The organism is Izhakiella capsodis (assembly GCF_900115045.1).
Classification (GTDB): Bacteria; Pseudomonadota; Gammaproteobacteria; order Enterobacterales; family Enterobacteriaceae; genus Izhakiella; species Izhakiella capsodis.
In genome coordinates this window covers 192,930-216,934 of record NZ_FOVC01000003.1, presented here as the reverse complement: position 1 = coordinate 216,934, position 24,005 = coordinate 192,930, and the positions used below count along the sequence as shown (strand labels likewise).

The following is a 24,005-nucleotide window of genomic DNA, read 5'->3' as shown; positions in this document are numbered from 1 at the left end:
GCGCAATAATGAGGAATAACATGGCAACTCCACACATTAACGCTGAAATGGGCGATTTTGCTGACGTTGTTTTAATGCCTGGCGATCCACTGCGGGCAAAGCACATCGCGGAAAACTTTCTGGAAAGTCCGCGTGAAGTGAATAACGTGCGTGGCATGCTTGGCTATACCGGCAGCTATAAAGGGCGGAAAATTTCAGTCATGGGTCACGGAATGGGTATCCCTTCCTGCTCGATTTACACCAAAGAGCTGATCACCGACTTTGGGGTAAAAAAAATCATCCGCATCGGCTCCTGCGGCGCGGTACGCCCGGATATCAAACTGCGCGATGTGGTCATTGGGTTGGGTGCCAGCACCGATTCCAAGGTGAACCGTATGCGTTTTAAAGACCACGACTTTGCCGCCATTGCCGATTTTGACATGGCGCGCTGTGCGGTGGACGCGGCGAAAATGCTGGGCGTTGAGACGAAAGTTGGCAATCTGTTTTCCGCCGATCTGTTCTACAGCCCGGACCCGGAAATGTTCGATGTGATGGAAAAGTACGGCATTCTCGGTGTTGAAATGGAAGCTGCCGGAATTTACGGCGTGGCAGCCGAGTTTGGCGCCAAAGCACTGGCTATTTGCACCGTCTCCGATCATATTCGAACTCATGAGCAAACGTCGGCCGCTGAGCGCCAGACGACCTTTAACGATATGGTAAAAATTGCGCTGGAATCGGTGCTATTGGGTGATAAAGCCTGATACTGTTCAGGGGCTGGCCTCTTTCAGCCCCTTTTTTGGTTAACGGTATCTTCTCCGCTATCTTTTAGCCTGCGCTCTGAAGATCGACGTCAACCAGAACCTTGCAGACCAAACCAGCGTGAAAAATGGGGGAGTGGCTTAGCCAAAAGACGTTAATTTCGCCATTTGATCTAGGAAATGCTCAGGCGAAACGTCAGTAAACAGGTCCCGCGAAAATTCGTTTCGTTAATCTGAGGTTTTTTCGTTTTTCACATTCGGTTCGTTCGGCGGTAAATTTTCTTCTTTGATCTCATCTTCGCTAACCGGCTTACTGGCGGTCAAAAGAAAGGGCGATTGCTGCCAGTGAGTACGGCGATCGCGTAGCAGTGTGCGGGTCAGAATAATGCCGATGGCAAGCGACAGCAGCATCATTAAGCGCAGAACGTTGGTGGTGTTGTCCACCTGGCGTGATTCGGTTGCCAGCACGTGGGTGTCAAGGGTCAGGCGTAAAAATCCACGCGGCCCGCTTTTGCTTTCCAGCGGTTGTACAATCTGATGGTTGAAATAGCTGCCCGCACGCTTTCCGTCCAGTGCCAGCCGATCGCGCACGCTGATAGTCTGGCCGCTATGGGCGATCAGGCTTCCCTCACTGTCATAAACCGAAGCGTCAAGGATGCGACTGTTATCCGTTAATATGCTGAGTATTTCCGCGATTTTCGCCTGATTATCCTGCGGGTTATCCATCAGCGGCGTCAGGCTCCAGGCGACCTGACGGGTCAGGGTATGCGCCAGTTCCTCGCTTTGCTGCGACTGAACGCGCTGATGTCCCAGGCTGAACCAGGACGCACCCTGCATCAGTGCGACCAGCAGCGCGAGACAGATCAATACAATCACCGTGCGGTGCAAACGAAATTTGAGCTTGGTTTTAACCATGAGGCACCTTCATATTATGTACGGCCTTTCGACGCTTTATGTTGCCAGAAGCGCTGCGGACAAGGTAGCCTCTTGGGTGGTTAAAATATCCCCCTCTATACAGGAGCTGCGATGCCAAATCGTCTTACCTGGCGTGACCTGCCCGCCGATGTTTCCCTTTGGCCGGGATTACCCTTGTCGCTGAGCGGAGATGAAGTAATGCCGCTGGATTATCATGCCGGGCGTTCGGGCTGGCTGCTTTATGGCCGCGAGCTGGATAAAGCGACGCTGACCGCATTTCAGCATAGCCTGGGCAGCGCGATGGTGATCGTCAGCGCCTGGCGTATTGGGGATTACCAGGTCGTTCGCCTGGCTGGTCCGCTGACGCAAGGCGCGTTGATGCTTGCCCATGCATCAACGCTGGATGTGGCTCCGTTGACGAACCTTCCTACCCTGCGCCATCCCGGTCTGCTGGTCATGGATATGGACTCAACGGCAATCGAAATCGAATGTATTGATGAGATTGCCCGACTGGCCGGCTGTGGTGAACAGGTTGCGGACGTAACCGAGCGTGCCATGCGCGGTGAACTGGATTTTGCCGACAGTCTGCGCGAACGCGTGGCAACGCTTACCGGCGCGGATGCCGATATTTTGCATCAGGTGCGCGAAACCTTGCCGCTGATGCCGGGATTAACCGAACTGGTTGCCTTATTGCACGATCATGGCTGGCACGTGGCAATCGCCTCAGGCGGCTTCACATGGTTTGCTGACTATTTGCGAGACCGACTGCATCTATCGGCGGCGGTGGCCAATAAGTTGGAAGTAAAAGAGGGTAAGCTGACCGGCAGGCTGGTAGGTGACATCATCGATGCCCGTTTCAAAGCGGATACGCTGCTTAAATTGGCGAAGCAGTTTGAGGTGCCGCCTGAGCAGACCGTGGCCGTTGGCGATGGTGCCAACGATCTGCTCATGATGAAAACAGCGGCGTTGGGAATTGCTTACCATGCCAAGCCTAAAGTGAATGAGAAGGCGGAGGTTTCGATCCGTCATGCAGACCTGATGGGCGTCTGGTGTATGCTGAGCTGTACGTTCAGCGCAGATGAAAAATAGCAGAGGTTACGTTGGCGAAAGGGGCGAAACGCGCATTTGTTTGCAATGAATGTGGCGCAGATTATCCACGTTGGCAAGGGCAGTGCAGCGCCTGCCACGCCTGGAATACGATTACGGAAGTTCGGCTGGCGGCTTCACCAGGCGCTGGCCGTAATGAACGCCTGAGCGGCTATGCCGGCAGCGCTGGTGCCAGCCGCGTGCAGAAACTCTCCGAGATAAGTCTCGAAGCGCTGCCGCGTTTTTCCACTGGTTTTAAAGAATTTGATCGGGTATTGGGCGGCGGTGTGGTACCGGGCAGCGCGATACTTATCGGCGGGAATCCGGGTGCCGGTAAAAGTACTTTGCTGCTACAAACCCTTTGTAAGCTAGCCACGCAGATGAAAACGTTGTACGTCACCGGTGAAGAGTCGTTGCAGCAGGTTGCAATGCGCGCTCACCGGCTGGGATTGCCAACGGAGAATCTGCACATGCTGTCAGAAACCAGCATTGAGCAGATCTGTCTGATAGCGGAGCAGGAGCAGCCCCAGCTGATGGTGATTGACTCCATCCAGGTCATGCATATGGCGGATATTCAGTCATCGCCTGGCAGTGTTGCCCAAGTGCGGGAAACCGCCGCCTGGCTGACTCGCTTTGCTAAAACCCGTGGCGTGGCCATTGTCATGGTTGGGCACGTCACTAAAGATGGCTCGTTGGCGGGGCCGAAAGTGCTGGAGCACTGTATTGACTGTTCGGTCCTGCTGGATGGCGATGCCGACTCACGTTTTCGTACGCTTCGCAGCCATAAAAATCGCTTCGGCGCGGTGAATGAGCTGGGCGTATTCGCCATGACCGAACAGGGGCTGCGTGAGGTGAGTAACCCCTCAGCTATTTTTCTTAGTCGCAGTGATGAAGTCACTTCCGGTAGCTCGGTAGTGGTAGTCTGGGAAGGCACCCGGCCACTGTTGGTGGAGATTCAGGCGCTGGTGGATCATTCAATGATGTCTAATCCGCGCCGAGTGGCTGTTGGGCTAGAGCAGAATCGACTGGCTATTTTACTGGCGGTGTTGCACCGGCACGGCGGGCTGCAAATGGCCGATCAGGATGTGTTTGTTAATGTCGTGGGCGGGGTTAAAGTGACCGAAACCAGCGCCGATCTGGCGCTACTGCTGTCAATGGTGTCCAGCTTGCGTGATCGCCCACTGCCACAGGATTTGGTGGTGTTTGGTGAGGTGGGGCTGGCCGGAGAGATTCGCCCGGTGCCCAGTGGTCAGGAGCGTATTTCCGAAGCGGCGAAACATGGTTTTCGTCGGGCGATAGTTCCTTATGCCAATGTACCGAAGAAAGCGCCGGAAAATATGCATATTTTTGGGGTGAAGAAGCTGACTGATGCGCTGACGATCCTTGACGATTTCTAAGTTTCAGGCAGTGCTGCCATACTGAACAGCACTGCTTTTATTTTGCAGGAGGCGCAACTTGTCATCGTTTGACTATCTGAAAACGGCGATTCGTCAGCAGGGCCATACGCTACAGCAGGTGGCAGATGCCAGTGGGATGACCAAAGGCTATCTCAGCCAGCTGCTGAATGCGAAAATCAAAAGTCCCAGTGCGCTGAAACTGGAGGCGCTGCACCGTTTTCTTGGTCTGGAGTTTCCACGGCGCGAAAAAACGGTTGGGGTGGTATTCGGCAAATTTTATCCGCTCCATACCGGCCATATCTATCTGATTCAGCGGGCTTGCAGTCAGGTTGACGAGCTACATATCATCATGGGTTACGATGAACCGCGAGATTTACAGTTGTTCAAAAACAGCGCCATGTCTCAGCAGCCGACGATAAGCGACCGTCTGCGCTGGCTGCTGCAAACCTTTAAGTATCAGAAAAATATTCATATTCACTCTTTTAACGAGCAGGGTATGGAGCCTTATCCCCACGGTTGGGACGTCTGGAGCGAAGGCATCAGCGCCTTTATGGCTACGAAAGGGATCACGGCCGATCGGGTCTATACCAGCGAGGAAGGCGATGCACCTCAGTTTCGCCGCTGGTTGGGAATTGACGCGGTCGTCATCGATCCACTGCGTTCTTTTATGAATATCAGCGGCACACAGATTCGCCACAATCCATTCCGCTACTGGGAATATATTCCCACTGAGGTGAAGCCGTTCTTCGTGCGTACCGTCGCTATTCTGGGCGGCGAGTCGAGCGGCAAGTCAACGCTGGTGAACAAACTGGCAACAATCTTTAATACCACCAGTGCCTGGGAGTATGGACGGGATTACGTGTTTTCCCATCTCGGTGGCGATGAAATGGCTCTGCAGTATTCAGATTATGACAAGATTGCGCTAGGCCAGGCACAGTACATTGATTTTGCAGTTAAATATGCCAACCGTGTTGCCTTTGTTGATACCGATTTCGTTACCACCCAGGCGTTCTGCAAAAAGTACGAAGGCCGCGAGCATCCCTTTGTGCAGGCGCTGATCGATGAGTATCGTTTTGATCTGGTCATCCTGGTAGAAAACAATGTGCCCTGGGTTGCTGATGGTCTGCGCAGTCTTGGCAGCTCGGTCGATCGCAAAGAGTTTCAGTCGCTATTGGTTAGTTTGCTTGAAGCGAACCATATCCCCTACAAGCACGTGACCGAAGATGACTACGATCGACGCTTTATGCGTTGTATTGAGCTGGTACGGGAGATGCTGGGGGAGTCGGCCGGACAGTAAAGGCTCAGGAGACGCAGAAAAACGGCGGGAGATCCCGCCGTTTTTGCCGTTACTTGGTCATGCGCTTGTACTTCATGCGTTTGGGTTGCAACGCTTCGGCACCAAGCGTGCGCTTTTTATACTCTTCGTATTCGGTAAAATTACCTTCAAAGAACGCCACCTTGCCCTCGTCCTGATAGTCGATAATATGGGTGGCGATGCGGTCGAGGAACCAACGGTCATGGGAGATAACCATTGCGCAGCCCGGAAACTCAAGCAGCGCGGTTTCAAGGGCGCGCAGGGTTTCCACATCAAGGTCGTTGGTCGGTTCATCGAGCAGAAGCAGGTTACCGCCAACCTGTAGCAACTTGGCCAGATGCAAACGGCCACGTTCACCCCCAGATAGCTCACCCACGCGTTTTCCCTGATCCGTGCCTTTGAAGTTAAAGCGGCCAACGTAGGCACGACTGGGCATTTCAAAGGTACCGATTCGCATAATGTCCTGGCCGCCGGATACTTCTTCCCAGACGGTTTTTTTATCATCCATTGCGTCGCGGAATTGATCAACCGATGCCAGCTTCACGGTGTCGCCCAGCGCAATTGAACCGGAATCAGGTTGTTCCTGGCCGGACAACATGCGGAACAGGGTGGATTTACCGGCACCGTTCGGACCGATAATACCGACGATGGCACCTTTTGGCAGCGAGAAGGATAGGTTATCAATCAGCAGTTTATCGCCATAAGATTTACTCAGATTCTGTACTTCAACCACTTTGTCACCCAAGCGTGGGCCGGGTGGAATAAACAGTTCGTTGGTTTCGTTACGTTTCTGATAGTCAGTGCTGTTTAGCTCTTCAAAGCGCGCCAGGCGTGCTTTACCTTTAGACTGACGCCCTCGGGTACCCTGACGCACCCATTCCAGCTCTTTCTCGATTGATTTACGGCGAGCAGCTTCAGAAGAGGCTTCCTGCGCCAGACGCTGATCTTTCTGCTCCAGCCACGAAGAATAATTGCCTTCCCAGGGAATGCCTTCGCCACGGTCGAGTTCGAGGATCCAGCCGGCAACATTATCCAGAAAGTAGCGGTCATGGGTGATAGCGACCACCGTGCCTTCGAAATCGTGCAGGAAGCGTTCGAGCCAGCCAACTGATTCAGCATCGAGGTGGTTGGTAGGCTCATCGAGCAGCAGCATATCCGGTTTTTCCAGCAGGAGGCGGCAGATCGCGACGCGACGACGCTCCCCCCCGGAGAGATTTTCAATTTTTGCATCCCAATCTGGTAGGCGCAGCGCATCGGCAGCCCGCTCCAGCTGGTTATTCAGGTTGTGGCCATCATGGGCCTGGATGATCTCTTCCAGCTTGCCCTGCTCGGCTGCCAGTTTGTCAAAATCGGCATCCGGATCGGCGTACAGAGTATAGACTTCGTCCAGGCGTTTGAGAGCGTTGACGACTTCGGCTACCGCTTCCTCGACCGATTCACGAACGCTGTGCGTCGGATCCAGCTTTGGCTCCTGCGGCAGGTAGCCGATTCTAATGCCAGGCTGCGGACGCGCCTCGCCTTCAATATCTTTATCAATGCCTGCCATAATGCGCAGCAGGGTGGATTTACCGGCGCCGTTCAGGCCAAGAACACCAATTTTGGCGCCTGGGAAAAAGCTGAGAGAGATATTTTTCAGAATATGACGCTTCGGCGGAACGACCTTGCCGACGCGATGCATGCTATAGACAAATTGAGCCACGTTGCTACAAGCCTCTTAATGATAGGGTGGGTTGGGCGAAGCATGCCCACACTGAACCCGAAGTTTAGCCGTTTTCGCGGCTTAATCACAGCGATGTACCCAACCTCTTGCGCGATCCAGGTGTATGACTCCCTGTGTTTGCTTCTAATTTTTAACATTAAAAAAAATGCGATAGATATCAGGGGGGGATCGGTGCTAAAAAAAACCTGATGGCGGTCTGATTCAACAATTCCGCCAGATTTAGCGGAAGTGGGATTCATGGTCTCAGCGCAGAGCGATGAAAAGTCTGATCGGGTTTACTGTGCTAACCCCTGAGGGACGTGTTGCAAAATCGCCGGGCGCAAGTGGTGAAGCTCAGTTGTCGGCGACTGCCAGCCGCACCTGGTGTTCAGCCAGTTGGCGGTTCAAATCGCCTTGCGGAGCGAGATCGCTAATCAACATATCAAACTGCGAAAGCTCACCAATCCTTACGGGCAGTACCTTGTTGTATTTGGTGCTGTCGGCAACCAGGATTGACGTCTCGGCCCGCTGCAGCGCCCGATGTTTCATGGGTAGCTCGTTAAGGTTATAGCAGGTCACCCCCTGGTTCACGTTAATGCCGGCAGCGGAGATAAAGGCTTTATCAGGGCAAAGCGTCTCCAGCAAGCTGAGGGGACCCAGTGGCATGAAAATCGCGTTATCAGCGGAGAATTCACCGCCACTCAATAACACCCGGCAGGCGGGCTTTTCTTTCAGTGCGGCGAACGTATTCATGGCGTAACAAATAGCGGTAAAGGGGAGCTCTTCCGGTATTGCATCGATAATCCAGGGCATAGTCGTACCACAGTCGAAAAACAGAATGTCATCTGGCTCGATTAATTCTGCCGCAACACCAGCCAGCCGGCGTTTTCGCGCGACGTTTTGCGATTGCTGATCTGAAAGGAAATAGTGATGATGATGGTGGCGCAAATTGCTAACGATATAGCCGCCGAGCAGGACTAGGCCAGTGTTCTCTTCACTCATATCACGGCGTATGGTCATTTCTGATACACCAAGCAAGCGTGCCGCCTCTTTAAGGTGTATTTTATCTTTGCGTTTCAACGCATGGATAAGCTTACTGATGCGCTCATTGCGGCGGTTTTCCATCATAGCGTAGTCCGATTCCCGTGTTGTCAGCGCGTTACGTCACTATACATTTAACGCTGTTAGCCGCAAATAGTCGTTATCGACTGACACCACAGTCAGGCTTTATTACCCTCCTCTACAGGTTAACGGTGAAACCTTAGCCGTTAAAAGAGGTCAATTGCAGTGACAATTTGAATAATCGTCATGGTAACCAGCGCGCAGCCCGGTTAGCATGAGGAAAGATAACCCTGAAAGTTAACCCTATATTCCCGGGTAGCATGCGAGGACGGTCATGGTAAACAAATGGCAGTGGTGGATGGCGGGCACCTGTATGACGCTGGTGGTTGGAACGGCCCAGGCAGACTCGCTTGAGGCCCAACGCGATCGTTATCAGCAGATTAAGCAGGCCTGGGACAGCAATCAGATGGATCGGGTTGAGCAGTTGATGCCAGGCTTGCGCGACTACCCGCTCTATCCTTATCTCGAATATCGGTGGCTGACGCAGAATCTGCAAAACGAGACAAGCCTGGCGGTGCGACAGTTTATTCAGCGTTACCCTACCTTACCTCCAGTGCGCACGCTGGATTCGCGTTTTATTAACGAGTTAGCAAGACGTCAGGACTGGAAGGGGCTACTGAGCTTCAGCCCGCAAGAGCCGGGGCCCGTTGCCGCACGTTGTAACTGGTATTATGCAAAATGGGCGACTGGTCAGCAGGAGGTTGCCTGGCACGGTGCAAAAGATATCTGGTTACGCGGTACCGCTTTGCCTGCAGCGTGTAATAATTTATTTAACGTCTGGCAGGCCGCCGGGCAGCAGACTGCCGATGCCACGCTGGAGCGTATTCGTCTGGCAATGAAAGTCGGTAACGGTAGCCTGGTTGACGCTCTTGCAAAACAGCTTCCTGATGACTACAAAACCATCGGCCAGGCGATTATCCAATTGCAAAATGATCCCGACTCGGTTGAAAACTTTGCCGCTAAGGTGGGGCCTACCGATTTTACCCGTCAGCTGACCAGCTTTGCCTTCGCCAGACTGGCGCGCCAGAGCCCGGAAGATGCCCGCGCAATGATACCTACGCTTACCCGGCTGCAAAAGATGAGCGACCGGGAGGCTCAGGATCTGAAAGAGACGGTCGTCTGGCGTATTATTGGAACCGATGTGACTTCTGAGCAGGCGCGCTGGCGTGATAGTGTGATCATGGACAGTGAATCGGTATCTTTGATAGAGCGGCGGATACGTTTGGCGTTAGCCAATAACGATCTCCGGGGACTGAATACCTGGCTGGCACGTCTGCCTGTCGAGGCAAAAGAAAAGGAAGAGTGGCAGTACTGGCAGGCCGATTTACTGCTGTCTCAGGGGCGTAAAGACGAAGCGGATGCCATTCTGCGTAGGCTTATGCGGGAGCGGGGGTTCTACCCGATGGTAGCGGCGCAGCGATTAGGCGTCGCCTACCCTCTGCGGATTGATCCGGTGCCAGCAATCAGTGCAGAGGTCATTCAGGATGCAACGCTTGCCCGGATCCGTGAGCTGATGCATTGGGGAATGGATAACCTGGCGCGTAGCGAATGGGTTTCGCTGTTGGCTGGCAAAACTTCATTGCAACAGCAGGCGCTTGCCGGTTATGCGTTAAAGCATGACTGGTGGGATCTTAGCGTTCAGGCCACGATAACCGGCAAGCTGTGGAATAATCTCACCGAGCGCTTTCCCTTGGCATGGCGTGACGAGTTCACTCAATATACCCGTAATAAAGCGATTCCGGAAAGCTACGCAATGGCGATTGCGCGTCAGGAAAGTGCCTGGGACCCTAAGGCCCGCTCGCCGGTAGGTGCTTCTGGTCTGATGCAGCTGATGCCGGCTACGGCAGCTCAAACCGTGAAGATGTTCAGCATTCCGGGCTACATCAACAAAAGCCAGCTGTTAGATCCGCACACTAACATTGAAATCGGTACCGCCTATCTGGATTACCTATACCGTCAGTTTGGTAATAACCGCATATTCTCATCTGCCGCTTATAATGCCGGTCCTGGAAGAGTTCGCAGCTGGTTAAAAGCCAGTGACGGGCGTCTCGATCCCGTCGCCTTTATTGAAACGATCCCCTTCCCGGAAACCCGCCTTTACGTGAAAAACGTGCTGGCTTATAACGTCTATTATCGGCACTTTATGAAGCAATCGGACAAGCTGTTTTCCGCCGATGAATGGCAACGCCATTACTGAGGATCAAAACTGTGGTATGCTGCTGTACTAGTTAACGAGTATGGCAGCTTAAATATGTTTCAGCATCCGGCTTTTTCCGTCACCGATGATCGGCAGAGTGATGACTGGCTTCGCTTTGTGGCGCTGCTACAGCAGGCCTATGATGACGGCTTGCAGCTCCCGTTGTTACAACTAATGATGACCCCCGATGAGCGTGAAGCGCTGGGGACGCGGCTGCGTATTGTTCAGGAGCTGATGCGTGCGGAAATGAGCCAGCGTGAATTGAAGAATGAGCTGGGCGTCGGCACGGCCACCATTACCCGGGGTTCAAACAGCCTCAAAAGCGCGCCGCAGGCGCTGACAACCTGGCTTGAGGAGCGACTGCTTCAGCGCGGTTCAGTCTGAATTTTGCTGATAAATGGCATTGTGGAAAGGGCAGAGCGCCAGAATAACCGCCTGGTAATAAACGCGGGTGCGGCTCAGTTTCCCGGCGGTAAATGCGCCAATCGCGCCCCCTTTTTGTTTAATATTCTCAATGCCCGTCAGACGAGCCATCTCTTCACCCAGCTCTTTGCCATTAGCTATGCTCTGTACGATTACGCCGGGTAGCATAAAGCTGGCAGAGCGTGATTCACCGCGCTGAGTTTGATTTTCTACCACGACCCACGCAAAAGCGCTGCCATCTTCGACTCCTGCCTCGATCGCTACCCAAAAGTCAGCGTTTGGGCGAAGTCGACGAGCCTGAGCGACGCGCTGACGCGCCCCCGTACGTGTTTCCAGATTAGTCGTAGGCTGTGCTGCTACGCCACTGTCGACCTCAACCCCTTCTGTATGGCAGGATTGATGTTCAAATAAGTCGCTGAAGCCCTCAGAAATAGCCTGAATTTTGGCAGGATTAGTGGTGGCGGCGATAATTAGGTACATAATTATTCCAACGTAATTACGTGAATTTATTGCAGTATAACGGGAAAAAACATGTTACAGGTTTATCTTGTTCGCCACGGAGAGACTCTGTGGAACACCGAGCGGCGCTTACAAGGGCAATCTGACAGTCCCTTGACCGCTAATGGTGAATACCAGGCGCGGCAGGTGGCTGAGCGCAGCAAACAGCTCGGTATTACACATATTATTGCCAGCGACTTAGGACGCACCCGTAGAACGGCGGAGATCATCGCTAACGCCTGCGGATGTGAAACCCACGAAGACGCGCGCTTGCGCGAGCTTAATATGGGCGTACTGGAGCAGCGGCCGTTATCTTCACTGACCGATGAAGAAGAGGGATGGCGACGCGCACTATTGGACGGTACGGTTGATGGGCGTATCCCGCAAGGTGAGTCTATGGCGGAGATGGCAGCACGTATGCACGCAGTGCTGAATAGCTGTCTGGAACTGCCGCAAGGCAGCCGTCCATTGCTGGTTAGTCATGGAATGGCGCTGGGTGTGCTGATTGGTACCATTCTTGGGCTCGCACCATCCGCTGAACGTCGCCTGCGCTTGCGTAACTGTTCACTGTCTCGCGTCGATTATCAGCAAAGTCCCTGGCTGGCCCCCGGTTGGATAGTGGAAACGGCAGGCGATGTCACTCATCTGGACGGTCCGGCACTGGACGAGCTGCAACGCTGAGCAAGGCATTGTTGTAGTCGCCGACAATCCGGTCTGAGAAATCGTACCGCAAAAGATACACCCCGTAGACCGATGCAGCGGGGCGTCCTGCGGAGACTCATTTCTCACTACGCGGTTTTTCCGCGTTAGCCTAACAGCGTCTGGCGGCGGATAGGTATGAGATACTCACAGCGGATTTCGCTGGGTGGCTCCGGGCGCTTCTTACCGCCATGAGTGTAAAAGCGCTCGATGTCCTGACCAAAACGGCGCGTCAGCCCCAACGTTGGCATACAGGTGCCGTAAATCATCAGGATAAATTCCTGAAGCGCACCGGTCGGGCCTTCATAGCTGAACTGCACGTATTCTCCCGCTTCAAGCTGTAAAATCTGGCTGGACTGTAAATCCTGAGAAATTTGGTTTTCCGGCACCGCAGTGGTGTAAAGAATTTCCTGCTCGTCATCTTTCTCTTTGCTCGCACGCACCTGATGCAAGCCGTACAATACCGGCGGAACGGTATCGGTTTCCTGCAGAAATTGTTTCCAGAAATGGATTCGCATTTCGTCACGATAAAATGAGATTTGCTCAAGCGTGCAGCTATAGCTTTGCGTCTGTCCTATTAACCGCATTTCCGGCAGAGTGACATAAACGGGTTCGGGCAGCTTAAAATCATCCAGTCGGATGGGAGGACGTAATCCAAACGAATTCCAGTCTGAGGCGCGGCGATACCAGGCCGGAGTCTGATTAAATTGTTTTTTGAAAGCGCGGGTGAAAGTTTGCTGCGAATCAAAGCGATATTGCAGCGCGATGTCCAGAATCGGTCGGCTGGTTAAACGTAAAGCGACTGCAGCTTTAGACAGACGACGTGCCCGGATATAGGCGCCAATGGCATGGCCCGTTACGTCCTTAAACATCCTTTGCATATGCCATTTGGAGTAGCCTGCTTTCGCTGCAACGTTATCCAGCGATAAGGGCAGATCTAAGTGGCTCTCCAGCCATACAAGCAAATCACGAATGATACTGGCTTGGTCCATAATCGTCCTCAGTTTTTTGATCCTGGCGTGCCTGATGTAACTTCCTGAATAGTAGCATTGTTTGTAAAAAACGTTTCACGATCGAGTATTTCGGAATGTGTTCATCAACCACATATGTTGTTAATTCGACTGACAAGCGTTACATTCGGGCTGCGTCGATGTGGTTAACTTACAATGATGTTGATTTCACTAGCAATGGTAGGGTTATGAAAATACATAAAATTATAATAGTTTTAACGTTAATGGTATCGGCGGTGACGCATGCTGAAGAGATCGGTTCGGTGGATACCGTTTTCAAACTGTTTGGCCCGGATCATAAAATTGTCGTAGAGGCTTTTGACGATCCGGATGTCAAAAATGTAACGTGCTATATCAGTAGGGCAAAAACCGGTGGGATTAAAGGTGGGCTGGGCCTGGCCCAGGATACTTCCGATGCCGCCATCTCCTGTCAGCAGGTAGGCCCGGTCGCGCTGCCAGATAAAATTGTCCGGGGGAAAGCGCAGGGTGACGTGGTATTCCGCCAGCGTACGTCATTGATTTTTAAAAAGCTGCAGGTCGTTCGCTTTTATGACACCCGGCGCCATGCACTGGTATATTTGAGCTATTCAGATAAGGTAATTGACGGATCGCCAAAAAATGCCCTGAGCGCGGTACCAATTATGCCGTGGCATGAATAACAGCGCGGCAGGGTTGATTTGATGTCAGCCCTGCCGGTGACGCTTATTCTTGCAGATCACCGCAGAAACGATAACCTTCGCCGTGAATGGTGGCGATGATTTCCGGAGTATCCGGCGTAGATTCAAAATGTTTACGGATGCGGCGAATTGTTACGTCGACCGTGCGATCGTGAGGCTTCAGATCGCGCCCGGTCATCTTCTTCAGCAAGTCAGCGCGGGTCTGGATTTTTCCAGGGTTCTCGCAGAAGTGCAGCATGGCGCGAAATTCGCTACGAGGTAGCTTGTACTGCTCACCCTGTGGGCTCACCAGTGAACGACTGTTGATATCCAGTTCCCAGCCGTTAAACCTGTAGCTTTCAACCAATTTGCGATCATCATTTCCAACCGCCAGATTCATAGTGCGTGACAGCAGGTTGCGAGCGCGGATAGTCAGTTCACGTGGATTAAATGGTTTGGTGATATAGTCATCCGCACCGATCTCCAGACCGAGGATTTTATCCACCTCGTTATCCCGACCGGTAAGGAACATTAACGCGACGTTAGCCTGTTCTCTTAGCTCGCGCGCCAGCAATAAGCCATTTTTACCTGGTAAATTGATGTCCATAATAACCAGATTAATGTCGTTTTCCGTCAGAATATGATGCATTTCGGCACCGTCCGTAGCTTCATACACCATGTAGCCTTCGGCCTCAAAAATACTTTTGAGTGTATTACGAGTGACTAACTCGTCTTCAACGATCAGAATGTGCGGGGTCTGCATGAGTTCGCTACCTAAAATTGCCAACAAAAACGATATCAGAAAATTCGTCGCCTGCTGAGTGAGTAGCACTTAATATAGCGACGAGGCGAAAAATTATATTGCAAGTTATAACATTTGAATCACCAACATCTGCTTAACGATGCTACTGAAAGACTCCAAAACACGATTATCCGCCTGGCGAATATCCTATCCTATGAGCCGCGATATACCAGCAGAGACAGCATCCATTAAGTACAAAAACAACGCTAAGTTGACTTATATCAATTCAATTGTAGCATGTTAATAACGGCATGAAAAATGCCTGGTAGGATGGCATCCCGGTTTACAAAAACGCGTGTTTTTCCTGTTTTTTATATCAACACCGAATAACAAGCTTACTTACTCTTAAACAAAATCTATCCAAATGAAATAAAAGTAATTTATTAGTTTTTCTTTACCAAATAATGGCAGCGTAATCCTGAGGTTAACCAGGTTGAATAAATGGCGCTTTTAACCGGAGATTCTGTACGTTAATGTGATATACATTTGATGCCGCTATTCTTCGCGTCAAACCTGTCTAAATATTATATTTTTTCATGTCAGATTCAGGGTAGCTATGCAGTTTTCAATTATTCTTGTCTCTCCCGCGCGTCCGGAAAACGTTGGCGCGGCAGCCCGTGCAATGAAAACTATGGGCTTCAGGGAACTCAGACTGGTTGATTCCGGGGTACATCTGAGTTCGGCTGCGCGCGCCGTTGCACACGGGGCTAATGAGATCCTGGAGGCGGCCTCGGTTTGGCCAACTCTTGAAGCAGCGCTGGCCGATGTGGATTTCAGTGTGGCAACCACGGCCCGTAGTCGGGCAAAATTTCATTACTATGCAACGCCGCAGGAAGTGACCTCAATTCTTAGCGAAAAGCGGCGTTGGGCTGGGCGTATCGGTCTGGTGTTTGGGCGTGAAGATAGCGGCTTAACGAATGAGGAACTGGCGCTGGTTGATTTGCTAACTGGCGTGCCAATGATACAGGAATATCCCTCACTCAATCTCGGGCAGGCGGTTATGGTGTATTGCTATCAGCTTTCGTCACTGAGTCAGCACCCCGCGGGTACAGATGAGGCCTCGGACAGGCTGCAGCTGGCGGCTCTGCGTCGGCGTATGCATTGTCTCATCGGGCGGCTTGGTGTAAGCGATGATATTAAGTTGGTGGACTGGCTGGAGCAGCGCATTGGCTACCTGCAACAACGTGATACGGCGATGTTACATCGATTACTGCATGACATAGAAAAAAATCTTATAGATAAAAATAGTGGCGTATAGGCTTTTTAACAGAGTATTTACCTGGTAAATAGGGATAATAACCTCATATTCTTTATGCCTCGCTCTGAGTCGCGTTAAGGCATGTGGTTGCAAGTGGCTGGCTATTAAAATAAAAAAATTGACTTCATGGGCTGATTGCTTTACTCCTGAAAGCAGACGGATTTTTTATAACAGACAGATAACTCTACACAGCATGCGTAATCACAGCCTGACTATTACAACCATTATTACCACCACCCTTACCACAGGTAACGGTGCGGGCTGACGCATACAGGAAAAATAAAGAATAAGCCCGCACCTGACCAGTGCGGGTTTTTTTTTCGACTAAATTCAGGAGAAATCAAAATATGAGAGTGCTGAAATTCGGTGGAACCTCGGTGGCAAATGCAGAGCGGTTTCTGCTGGTTGCCAATATTCTGGAAAGTAACGCCCGCCAGGGACAGGTGGCAACCGTGCTCTCTGCTCCGGCTAAAATCACGAACCATTTGGTGGCGATGATTGAAAAAACCATCAGCGGTCAGGATGCACAGCCGAATATTAGCGATGCTGAACGTATCTTTAGCGATCTGCTAAAAGGCCTGGCACAAGCCCAGCCTGGGTTCGCCTACGACCGACTCAAGATCCTCGTCGACCAGGTATTTGCTCAGATCAGGCAGGTACTGCATGGTATCGTTTTGCTAGGGAATTGCCCCGATAGCATTAACGCCACCATTATCTGCCGTGGTGAAAAGCTTTCTGTCGCAATTATGGAGGCATTGTTGCAGGCGCGTGGTTATGCGGTTAGCGTCATCGATCCTGTCGAGAAACTGCTGGCTGTGGGCCATTATCTGGAGTCAACCGTCGATATTGCTGAGTCAACCCGTCGCATCGCTGCTACTCAGATACCGGCACAGAATATGATTCTGATGGCTGGATTCACCGCTGGCAATGAGCAGGGCGAACTGGTGGTTCTGGGACGTAACGGCTCAGACTACTCGGCGGCGGTACTGGCTGCTTGCCTGCGTGCTGACTGCTGTGAGATATGGACCGACGTGGACGGCGTTTATACCTGCGATCCACGCCAGGTTCCAGATGCACGCTTGCTGAAATCGATGTCTTACCAGGAGGCAATGGAGTTATCTTATTTCGGCGCCAAAGTGCTTCACCCACGTACTATCAGCCCCATCGCCCAGTTCCAGATCCCATGCCTGATTAAAAATACGGCCAAACCGGAGGCCCCGGGCACCCTGATTGGCGGCGGTGGCAGCGATGATGAAAACCCGGTTAAAGGGATCACCAACCTAAATAATATGGCGATGTTTAACGTCTCCGGTCCGGGTATGAAAGGCATGATTGGGATGGCGGCACGCGTGTTTGCCGCCATGTCCCGTGCGGGCATTTCGGTGGTTCTCATCACGCAATCTTCTTCAGAATACAGCATCAGCTTTTGCGTTCCGCAAAGTGAACAACAGCGTGCGCGGCGTATTCTGGAAGATGAGTTTTACCTTGAACTGAAAGAGGGTCTGCTGGAGCCTCTGGAGGTGATGGAGCGGCTGGCAATTATATCCGTGGTCGGAGATGGTATGCGCACGCAGCGCGGATTGTCCGCCAAATTCTTCGCAGCGCTGGCGCGCGCAAATATTAATATCGTCGCCATTGCTCAGGGTTCCTCTGAACGATCTATTTCAGTAGTGGTAAGTAACGACGATGTCACCACCGGCGTGCGCGTTGTGCATCAAATGTTATTTAATACCGATCAGATTATTGAAGTCTTTGTCGTCGGTGTTGGCGGCGTTGGCGCTGCGCTTCTCGAACAATTACAGCGTCAGCAACCCTGGCTCAAGAAAAAGCATATCGACTTGCGAGTATGCGGCATCGCTAATTCGCGAGCGCTACTGACAAATGTTCACGGTATTGATCTGAGCAACTGGCAGTCAGCGCTGAGTGATGTTAAAGAGTCATTTAATCTGGGGCGGCTGATTCGCTTGGTGAAAGAGTATCATCTGCTTAATCCGGTCATTGTTGATTGCACTTCCAGCCAGACCGTCGCCGATCAGTACGCTGATTTTCTGGCCAATGGTTTTCATGTTGTCACGCCGAACAAAAAAGCCAACACCTCTTCCTGGCGCTATTATCAGCAAATGCGTGCCGCCGCAGCGAAATCCCGGCGGAAATTCCTTTATGACACCAACGTTGGTGCCGGGCTGCCCGTTATCGAAAATCTGCAAAATCTCCTGAATGCCGGCGATGAGCTAATACGTTTTTCCGGCATTCTGTCCGGTTCACTGTCATTTATTTTTGGCAAGCTGGACGAAGGAGTTTCTTTGTCTGAAGCAACCCGCATGGCGCGCGAGTTGGGATATACCGAACCGGATCCCCGTGACGATCTCTCCGGCATGGACGTCGCGCGCAAGGTGCTCATTCTGGCGCGTGAGGCCGGATATCAGCTGGAACTTGAGGATATCGATATGGAGCCGATACTGCCGCAAGCGTTCAACGATATTCCTGACGTGGAGACCTTTATGGCGCGGCTCCCTGAGCTGGACGATGCTTTTGCTGCGCGTCTCGCTGCCGCCCGTGATGACGGACAGGTATTGCGGTTTGTGGGTGAAATTGCCGAAGATGGCCGCTGTAGCGTAAAAATAGCAGCGGTTGATAGTAATCATCCATTGTATAAAGTAAAAGATGGTGAAAACGCCCTGGCCTTCTACAGCCGTTATTATCAGCCGATCCCAATGGTTTTACGTGGTTATGGTGCGGGCAATGATGTTACCGCGGCCGGTGTATTTGCCGATTTGCTGCGTACGCTTTCATGGAAGCTGGGAGTGTGAAAATGGTAAAAATTTATGCCCCGGCCTCAATCGGCAATGTCAGCGTTGGATTTGACGTGCTGGGTGCCGCCGTCTCACCGGTTGACGGTACGTTGTTAGGTGATTGCGTAACGGCTGAACCGTCAATCGCGTTCCTGTTGAAAAGTGAAGGCAGGTTCGTCAGTAAACTGCCTGCTGATCCGAAAGAGAACATTGTCTGGCAGTGCTGGGATCGCTTCTGCGAGGCAATTGGTGAACGGGTGCCGGTAGCGCTAACGCTGGAAAAAAATATGCCGATAGGCTCCGGCCTCGGTTCCAGCGCCTGCTCGGTAGTTGCAGGGTTAATGGCAATGAATGAGTTTTGCAATAACCCATTGAGTGATAATGAATTGCTGGCACTAATGGGGGAGCTGGAAGGGCGTATCTCCGGCAGTGTTCATTATGATAATGTTGCGCCCTGTTTTCTCGGCGGCATGCAGCTGATGCTGGAGGAAAACGGCATTATCAGCCAGAACGTGCCTGGCTTCGGGGATTGGCTCTGGGTGATGGCGTATCCGGGAATCAAAGTGTCCACAGCGGAAGCGCGGGCGATTTTGCCCGCCCAGTATCGCAAAGAAGAGTGCATCCGTCACGGTCGTTACCTTGCCGGGTTTATTCACGCCTGCCATACAGGGCAGCCTCAGCTGGCGGCAACGCTGATGAAGGATGTGATTGCTGAGCCTTATCGCACCCGACTGTTGCCGGGATTTGCTGCCGCACGCCAGGCCGCGCAGGAAATCGGTGCGCTGGCCTGCGGTATCTCCGGCTCCGGCCCGACGCTATTTGCTGTGTGCGACAAGCCGGATACTGCGCGCAGAATGGCAGACTGGCTCAGTCAAAACTATGTACAGAACGATGAAGGATTCGTCCATATTTGCCGCTTAGATACGGCGGGCGCTCGTAAATTGGGATAATGCATGAAACTCTATAATCTTAAAGATCATAACGAACAGGTCAGCTTCAGCCAGGCGGTTAAACAGGGGCTAGGTAAACAGCAGGGATTGTTTTTCCCGCTGGAGCTACCGGAATTCGAATCCACCGATATCGACAACATGTTGGAAATGGATTTCGTCAGCCGTAGTAGCAAAATTCTTGCTGCTTTTATTGGTGATGAAATTACGCATCAGCAGCTTTCAGAACGTCTCAACGCCGCATTTAGCTTTCCGGCGCCGGTAAAACGCGTCACTGATGATATCGCCTGCCTGGAGTTATTTCATGGCCCGACACTGGCGTTTAAAGACTTTGGCGGCCGCTTCATGGCGCAGATGCTGCAATATGTCAGCGACAGCGAAGAACAAATCACCATCCTGACCGCCACTTCTGGCGATACGGGCGCCGCCGTTGCCCATGCTTTTTACGGTATGGAGAATGTGCGGGTGGTGATCCTCTATCCGCAGGGAAAAATCAGCCCGCTCCAGGAAAAACTGTTCTGTACTCTGGGCGGTAACATCCAGACGATTGCCGTTGACGGCGATTTTGATGCTTGTCAGTCGCTGGTTAAGCAGGCGTTTGACGATGAAGCGTTGCGTAAGGCGGTGGGGCTTAACTCCGCTAACTCGATCAATATTAGCCGCCTGCTGGCACAGATTTGTTATTACTTTGAGGCCGTGGCGCAGCTGCCGCAAGAGAGACGCAATCAGCTTGTTATTTCGGTGCCCAGCGGTAACTTTGGCGATTTAACCGCGGGCTTACTGGCTAAATCTCTGGGACTACCGGTGAAGCGCTTTATCGCCGCCACCAATGCCAACGATACCGTACCGCGCTTTCTGAAAAATAACGAATGGCAGCCTAATAAAACAGTGGCAACGCTCTCTAATGCGATGGATGTCAGTCAGCCGAATAACTGGCCGCGCGTAGAAGAATTGTATCGACGCAAAACCTGGCGGCTAAGTGAGTTGGTGAGTGCCTCTGTGAATGATGATACTACTCGCCGGGCAATGCGCGAGCTTAACAGCCTGGGCTATATTTCTGAACCTCATGCCGCTATTGCCTGGCGCTTGCTACGAGATAATTTGCAGGACGGTGAGTTCGGTCTGTTCCTCGGCACGGCGCATCCCGCCAAGTTTAAAGAGAGCGTTGAAGAAATTTTGGGGCAACAGCTGGTTCTGCCGCCGGCGCTGGCTGAAAGAGCGGATCTGTCGCTGCTTTCCCACCAGATGGCGGCTGATTTCAGTGCATTACGTCATTTTCTGTTAAAAAAATAGCGTTGCCCGTTTTAATGGCCCGGGTCCTGAAAAATTCATCAGGGCCTGGGAGTCATCACCCGATTTGATTCAGGCAGACTCCGGGCGTTTGAATACCAACTGGTTATCGTCGCTGCTCTGCGCATCAAAGCTATACCCTTCCAGATCAAACGCTTGAATCTGCTCTGGCTTAGCAATTCTATGTTGAATAATAAAACGACTCATCAAACCGCGCGCTTTTTTGGCATAAAAACTGATGACTTTGTATTTGCCGTTTTTCTCGTCAAGAAACACAGGTTTGATGATTTGCCCCTGTAATTTCTGAACTTTTACCGCTTTGAAGTATTCATCGGAGGCCAGATTGATGAGTATTTTATCGTCTTGCTCCGCCAGCGCCGCGTTCAGCATTTGCGTAATGGTTTCGCCCCAGAAGCCGTAGAGATCGCTTCCTGCCGGATTTTTTAGTTTAATCCCCATTTCAAGCCGGTAGGGCTGCATCAGATCGAGCGGACGCAGGACGCCGTATAATCCTGAAAGGATGCGCAGGTGCTGTTGAGCAAAATCAAAATCGTTTTCGCTAAAACTGTCAGCCTGCAAACCATTATAAACATCACCCTTAAAGGCCAGCAGCGCCTGACGGGCATTCTCCGGCGTGAAGTCGGGCTGCCAGTCGTTAAATCGATTTGCATTCAGTATCGCCAGCTTATCGCTGATATGCATCAGTGAACCGATTTTCGCCGGTGTTAGCTTACGTGCGATGTTAATCAATTTTTGCGCGTGATCGAGCAACTTAGGCTGAGTGAAACGGGTGGTTGCCAGTGGCGATTCATAATCTAGGGTTTTAGCCGGTGAAATGACCATTAACATGGTTGTATCCTTCAAAAATGGCTACCGCATGCGGCAGGTTCAGCAAAAGAACATTTTAACAAAAAACCGGCCAGGCAGGTGTAATTGCTGTTATAAGTCATGCTGCCCGTTCCGGCTCGCTTTTGATGCTGGGTGGCATGAATGCAGCGTTACCTTGCGCCCTCAGGCTCAAGTGATATTATCCCTCTCAGACATTTTCAACACCCCTGATGTATCCACTTTGATGAGAATGACAACTATGACGGACAAATTGACTTCCTTACGCCAGCTAACGACCGTTGTGGCCGACACCGGTGATATCGCGGCGATGAAGCTGTACAAACCGCAGGACGCCACTACCAACCCTTCGCTTATTCTCAATGCCTCACAGATTCCGGAGTATCGCAAGCTGATCGACGAAGCCGTCGCCTGGGCGCGCGATCAGAGCAGCAGTAAAGAGGAGCAGGTTCTCTATGCCTCTGACAAGCTGGCGGTTAACATCGGTCTGGAAATCCTTAAGCTGGTACCCGGCCGAATTTCTACTGAAGTTGATGCCCGCCTTTCTTACGACACCCAAGGCAGCATTAATAAAGCGCGCAGCCTGATCAAACTGTATAACGATGCCGGCATTAGCAACGAGCGTATTCTGATCAAACTGGCCTCGACCTGGCAGGGCATTCGCGCTGCTGAGCAGCTGGAAAAAGAGGGTATCAACTGTAACCTCACGCTACTGTTCTCCTTCGCTCAGGCGCGTGCGTGCGCAGAAGCCGGGGTGTATTTGATCTCCCCGTTTGTTGGTCGTATTCTTGACTGGTATAAGGCTAATACTGATAAGAAAGAGTATGCGGCACATGAAGATCCGGGTGTGGTATCGGTAACGGAAATTTACGATTACTACAAGCAACACGGTTATGAAACTGTGGTGATGGGGGCCAGCTTCCGTAACTCAGGCGAAATCCTTGAGCTGGCTGGCTGTGACCGCCTGACGATCTCTCCGTCTCTACTAAAAGAGCTGGCTGAGAGCGAAGGCAGCGTTGCACGTAAACTGTCCTATTCAGGCGAAGTGAAAGCGCGCCCGGCTAAGATGACCGAAGCTGAGTTCCTCTGGCAGCACAATCAGGATCCGATGGCAGTCGATAAGCTGGCTCAGGGCATCCGAAATTTTGCTATCGACCAGGGCAAGCTTGAGAAAATGATTGCAAGCCTGCTGTAATCCGGGACAACTTAACCAGGCGGCCTGTATGGAGTGCCTGGTTAACCCTTTATTGTTCTGGCACGTTGTATTCTTCCTGCTTTACAATCTCTTTAAAGTACGCAGCCCGTCAAATTGACGGCAGGACGGATATTGCGGTGACGCCATGACAAAATTACGTATAGGACTCATTTCTGTTTCAGACCGTGCAGCAAACGGTGTCTATCAGGATCAGGGGTTACCCGCGCTTGAAGCCTGGCTACAGAAAGCATTAATTACCCCCTTTGAGATAAAACAAAGGCTTGTTCCTGATGAGCAGCCGATCATTGAACAGGCTCTGCGCGAACTGGTTGACGAGCATTTTTGTCATTTGGTTCTCACCACAGGTGGAACTGGTCCGGCACGACGCGACGTAACTCCTGATGCTACCCTGGCTGTCGCCGATCGTGAAATGCCGGGATTTGGCGAGCAGATGCGACAGATTAGCCTCAACTTTGTTCCCACCGCTATCCTCTCCCGCCAGGTTGCCGTGATTAGAAAACAGTCGCTAATTATTAATCTTCCGGGACAGCCGAAATCTGTGCAGGAAACGCTGGAGGGGATTAAGGAAACGGAAGAACGTAAGGCGGTTCACGGTATTTTTGCTAGTGTTCCTTACTGTATTCAGCTGCTGGAAGGACCCTATATCGAAACCGATCCCCAGGTGATCATTGCATTCCGTCCTAAAAGTGCGAAACGCCAGACAAATTCCAGAACCTGATAACCTCAATGCCGCCAAGAATATTCGCGTATGTCAGCCGGGAAAATAGCGCCTTCAGGAGCGTGGTATAGCGTACAGAGACCGCACAGCGCGAAATAGATGTGCATGATGACAGTCTCGTCCGGCATCGCCGATCCTTGTTACGGTAGCACCTGAACACCGGCCACTCTCAGCCAGAGGGAACCCTATGATCTTCGTTATGCAAAGGCGAGGATAAAAGTCGCGAGGTTCAGCACTGCTGGCCGATAAAGCAAAATTTTTTTACCTTTCCCCCTTGATGCTGCCTAACCTGACCCCATCTTATTTGGCATCTGAGGCGCTGAACCTTAAAAAAGCCGGATGTCGGCGGTTGAAACTGCCAATTTAGCCCGCACTTATGGTT

The 24,005-nt window shown here is 51.8% G+C and carries 22 protein-coding genes and 1 other annotated feature; of the genes, 15 read left to right on the top strand and 7 right to left on the bottom strand.

The features are described from left to right. The first annotated feature begins 20 nt into the window (after positions 1–20). Positions 21–740, top strand: a complete 720-nt coding sequence (gene deoD / locus BM191_RS07000; RefSeq protein WP_092876543.1) for a purine-nucleoside phosphorylase — start codon at positions 21–23, stop codon at positions 738–740. A 225-nt stretch (positions 741–965) separates the two neighbouring features. Here the strand turns inward: deoD and BM191_RS06995 are convergent, their stop codons facing one another. Next, positions 966–1,652, bottom strand: coding sequence for a YtjB family periplasmic protein (locus BM191_RS06995; protein ID WP_092876541.1), 687 nt, complete (start codon positions 1,650–1,652; stop codon positions 966–968). Between the two features lie 111 nt (positions 1,653–1,763). Between BM191_RS06995 and serB the strand changes: the two genes are divergently transcribed. The 3 genes from serB to nadR are packed head-to-tail and all read left to right on the top strand — an operon-like array spanning position 1,764 to position 5,432. Further along, positions 1,764–2,741, top strand: a complete 978-nt coding sequence (serB, locus tag BM191_RS06990) for a phosphoserine phosphatase (protein WP_092876539.1) — start codon at positions 1,764–1,766, stop codon at positions 2,739–2,741. A gap of 11 nt (positions 2,742–2,752) precedes the next feature. Beyond that, the gene (radA, locus tag BM191_RS06985; protein ID WP_092876537.1) at positions 2,753–4,135 is read left to right on the top strand and encodes a DNA repair protein RadA; all 1,383 of its coding nucleotides are present in this window, start codon (positions 2,753–2,755) and stop codon (positions 4,133–4,135) included. 58 nt (positions 4,136–4,193) lie between these two features. Beyond that, a complete protein-coding gene (gene nadR, locus BM191_RS06980; protein ID WP_092876535.1) occupies positions 4,194–5,432 on the top strand; it encodes a multifunctional transcriptional regulator/nicotinamide-nucleotide adenylyltransferase/ribosylnicotinamide kinase NadR in 1,239 nt (412 codons plus the stop codon). Positions 5,433–5,481: 49 nt separating this feature from the next. Here nadR and ettA read toward each other — a convergent pair whose 3' ends face one another. After that, positions 5,482–7,149, bottom strand: a complete 1,668-nt coding sequence (gene ettA, locus BM191_RS06975) for an energy-dependent translational throttle protein EttA (protein ID WP_092876533.1) — start codon at positions 7,147–7,149, stop codon at positions 5,482–5,484. Positions 7,150–7,503: 354 nt separating this feature from the next. After that, on the bottom strand, positions 7,504–8,274 hold the full coding sequence (gene deoR / locus BM191_RS06970; protein WP_092876767.1) for a DNA-binding transcriptional repressor DeoR: 771 nt from the start codon (positions 8,272–8,274) through the stop codon (positions 7,504–7,506). A 271-nt stretch (positions 8,275–8,545) separates the two neighbouring features. Between deoR and sltY the strand changes: the two genes are divergently transcribed. Further along, positions 8,546–10,468 carry a murein transglycosylase gene (gene sltY, locus BM191_RS06965; RefSeq protein ID WP_092876531.1) on the top strand — a complete coding sequence of 641 codons (1,923 nt, stop codon included), beginning with the start codon at positions 8,546–8,548 and terminating at the stop codon, positions 10,466–10,468. A gap of 54 nt (positions 10,469–10,522) precedes the next feature. Further along, on the top strand, positions 10,523–10,852 hold the full coding sequence (trpR, locus tag BM191_RS06960; RefSeq protein ID WP_092876529.1) for a trp operon repressor: 330 nt from the start codon (positions 10,523–10,525) through the stop codon (positions 10,850–10,852). On the opposite strand, the gene yjjX is transcribed toward trpR, so the two are convergent. Next, positions 10,844–11,371 (bottom strand): inosine/xanthosine triphosphatase, encoded by a 528-nt coding sequence (gene yjjX, locus BM191_RS06955; RefSeq protein ID WP_092876526.1) that lies wholly within the window; start codon positions 11,369–11,371, stop codon positions 10,844–10,846. The two genes, trpR and yjjX, sit on opposite strands and share 9 nt — an antisense overlap. Positions 11,372–11,422: 51 nt before the next feature. On the opposite strand from yjjX, the gene gpmB reads away from it, so the two are divergent. Beyond that, positions 11,423–12,070: a 2,3-diphosphoglycerate-dependent phosphoglycerate mutase GpmB gene (gpmB, locus tag BM191_RS06950; protein ID WP_092876524.1), complete on the top strand. Its 648-nt coding sequence runs from the start codon at positions 11,423–11,425 to the stop codon at positions 12,068–12,070. Positions 12,071–12,195: 125 nt separating this feature from the next. On the opposite strand, the gene robA is transcribed toward gpmB, so the two are convergent. Beyond that, positions 12,196–13,080, bottom strand: coding sequence for an MDR efflux pump AcrAB transcriptional activator RobA (robA, locus tag BM191_RS06945; RefSeq protein WP_092876522.1), 885 nt, complete (start codon positions 13,078–13,080; stop codon positions 12,196–12,198). A 206-nt stretch (positions 13,081–13,286) separates the two neighbouring features. On the opposite strand from robA, the gene creA reads away from it, so the two are divergent. Continuing rightward, entirely contained in the window at positions 13,287–13,757 is a 471-nt protein-coding gene (creA, locus tag BM191_RS06940) for a protein CreA (protein ID WP_092876520.1), read from the top strand. A 43-nt stretch (positions 13,758–13,800) separates the two neighbouring features. Here creA and arcA read toward each other — a convergent pair whose 3' ends face one another. Next, the gene (arcA, locus tag BM191_RS06935) at positions 13,801–14,517 is read right to left on the bottom strand and encodes a two-component system response regulator ArcA (protein WP_092876765.1); all 717 of its coding nucleotides are present in this window, start codon (positions 14,515–14,517) and stop codon (positions 13,801–13,803) included. 595 nt (positions 14,518–15,112) lie between these two features. Here arcA and BM191_RS06930 point away from each other — a divergent pair. From BM191_RS06930 to thrC, 5 genes are all read left to right on the top strand, one after another. Next, a complete protein-coding gene (locus BM191_RS06930; protein ID WP_092876518.1) occupies positions 15,113–15,814 on the top strand; it encodes a tRNA/rRNA methyltransferase in 702 nt (233 codons plus the stop codon). A 193-nt stretch (positions 15,815–16,007) separates the two neighbouring features. After that, positions 16,008–16,079: a thr operon leader peptide gene (gene thrL / locus BM191_RS17510; protein ID WP_407927864.1), complete on the top strand. Its 72-nt coding sequence runs from the start codon at positions 16,008–16,010 to the stop codon at positions 16,077–16,079. After that, positions 16,015–16,136: a sequence feature (Thr leader region), on the top strand. Its footprint overlaps the gene before it by 65 nt. Positions 16,137–16,161: 25 nt before the next feature. Then, positions 16,162–18,624: a bifunctional aspartate kinase/homoserine dehydrogenase I gene (thrA, locus tag BM191_RS06920; protein WP_092876514.1), complete on the top strand. Its 2,463-nt coding sequence runs from the start codon at positions 16,162–16,164 to the stop codon at positions 18,622–18,624. A 2-nt stretch (positions 18,625–18,626) separates the two neighbouring features. Continuing rightward, positions 18,627–19,556, top strand: coding sequence for a homoserine kinase (gene thrB / locus BM191_RS06915; protein ID WP_092876512.1), 930 nt, complete (start codon positions 18,627–18,629; stop codon positions 19,554–19,556). A gap of 3 nt (positions 19,557–19,559) precedes the next feature. Further along, positions 19,560–20,846, top strand: a complete 1,287-nt coding sequence (thrC, locus tag BM191_RS06910) for a threonine synthase (protein WP_092876510.1) — start codon at positions 19,560–19,562, stop codon at positions 20,844–20,846. A gap of 69 nt (positions 20,847–20,915) precedes the next feature. Here the strand turns inward: thrC and yaaA are convergent, their stop codons facing one another. Next, on the bottom strand, positions 20,916–21,692 hold the full coding sequence (gene yaaA / locus BM191_RS06905) for a peroxide stress protein YaaA (RefSeq protein ID WP_092876508.1): 777 nt from the start codon (positions 21,690–21,692) through the stop codon (positions 20,916–20,918). A gap of 238 nt (positions 21,693–21,930) precedes the next feature. On the opposite strand from yaaA, the gene tal reads away from it, so the two are divergent. Then, entirely contained in the window at positions 21,931–22,884 is a 954-nt protein-coding gene (tal, locus tag BM191_RS06900) for a transaldolase (RefSeq protein WP_092876506.1), read from the top strand. A gap of 145 nt (positions 22,885–23,029) precedes the next feature. After that, positions 23,030–23,623: a molybdopterin adenylyltransferase gene (mog, locus tag BM191_RS06895; protein ID WP_092876503.1), complete on the top strand. Its 594-nt coding sequence runs from the start codon at positions 23,030–23,032 to the stop codon at positions 23,621–23,623. The last annotated feature ends 382 nt before the right edge of the window (positions 23,624–24,005 follow it).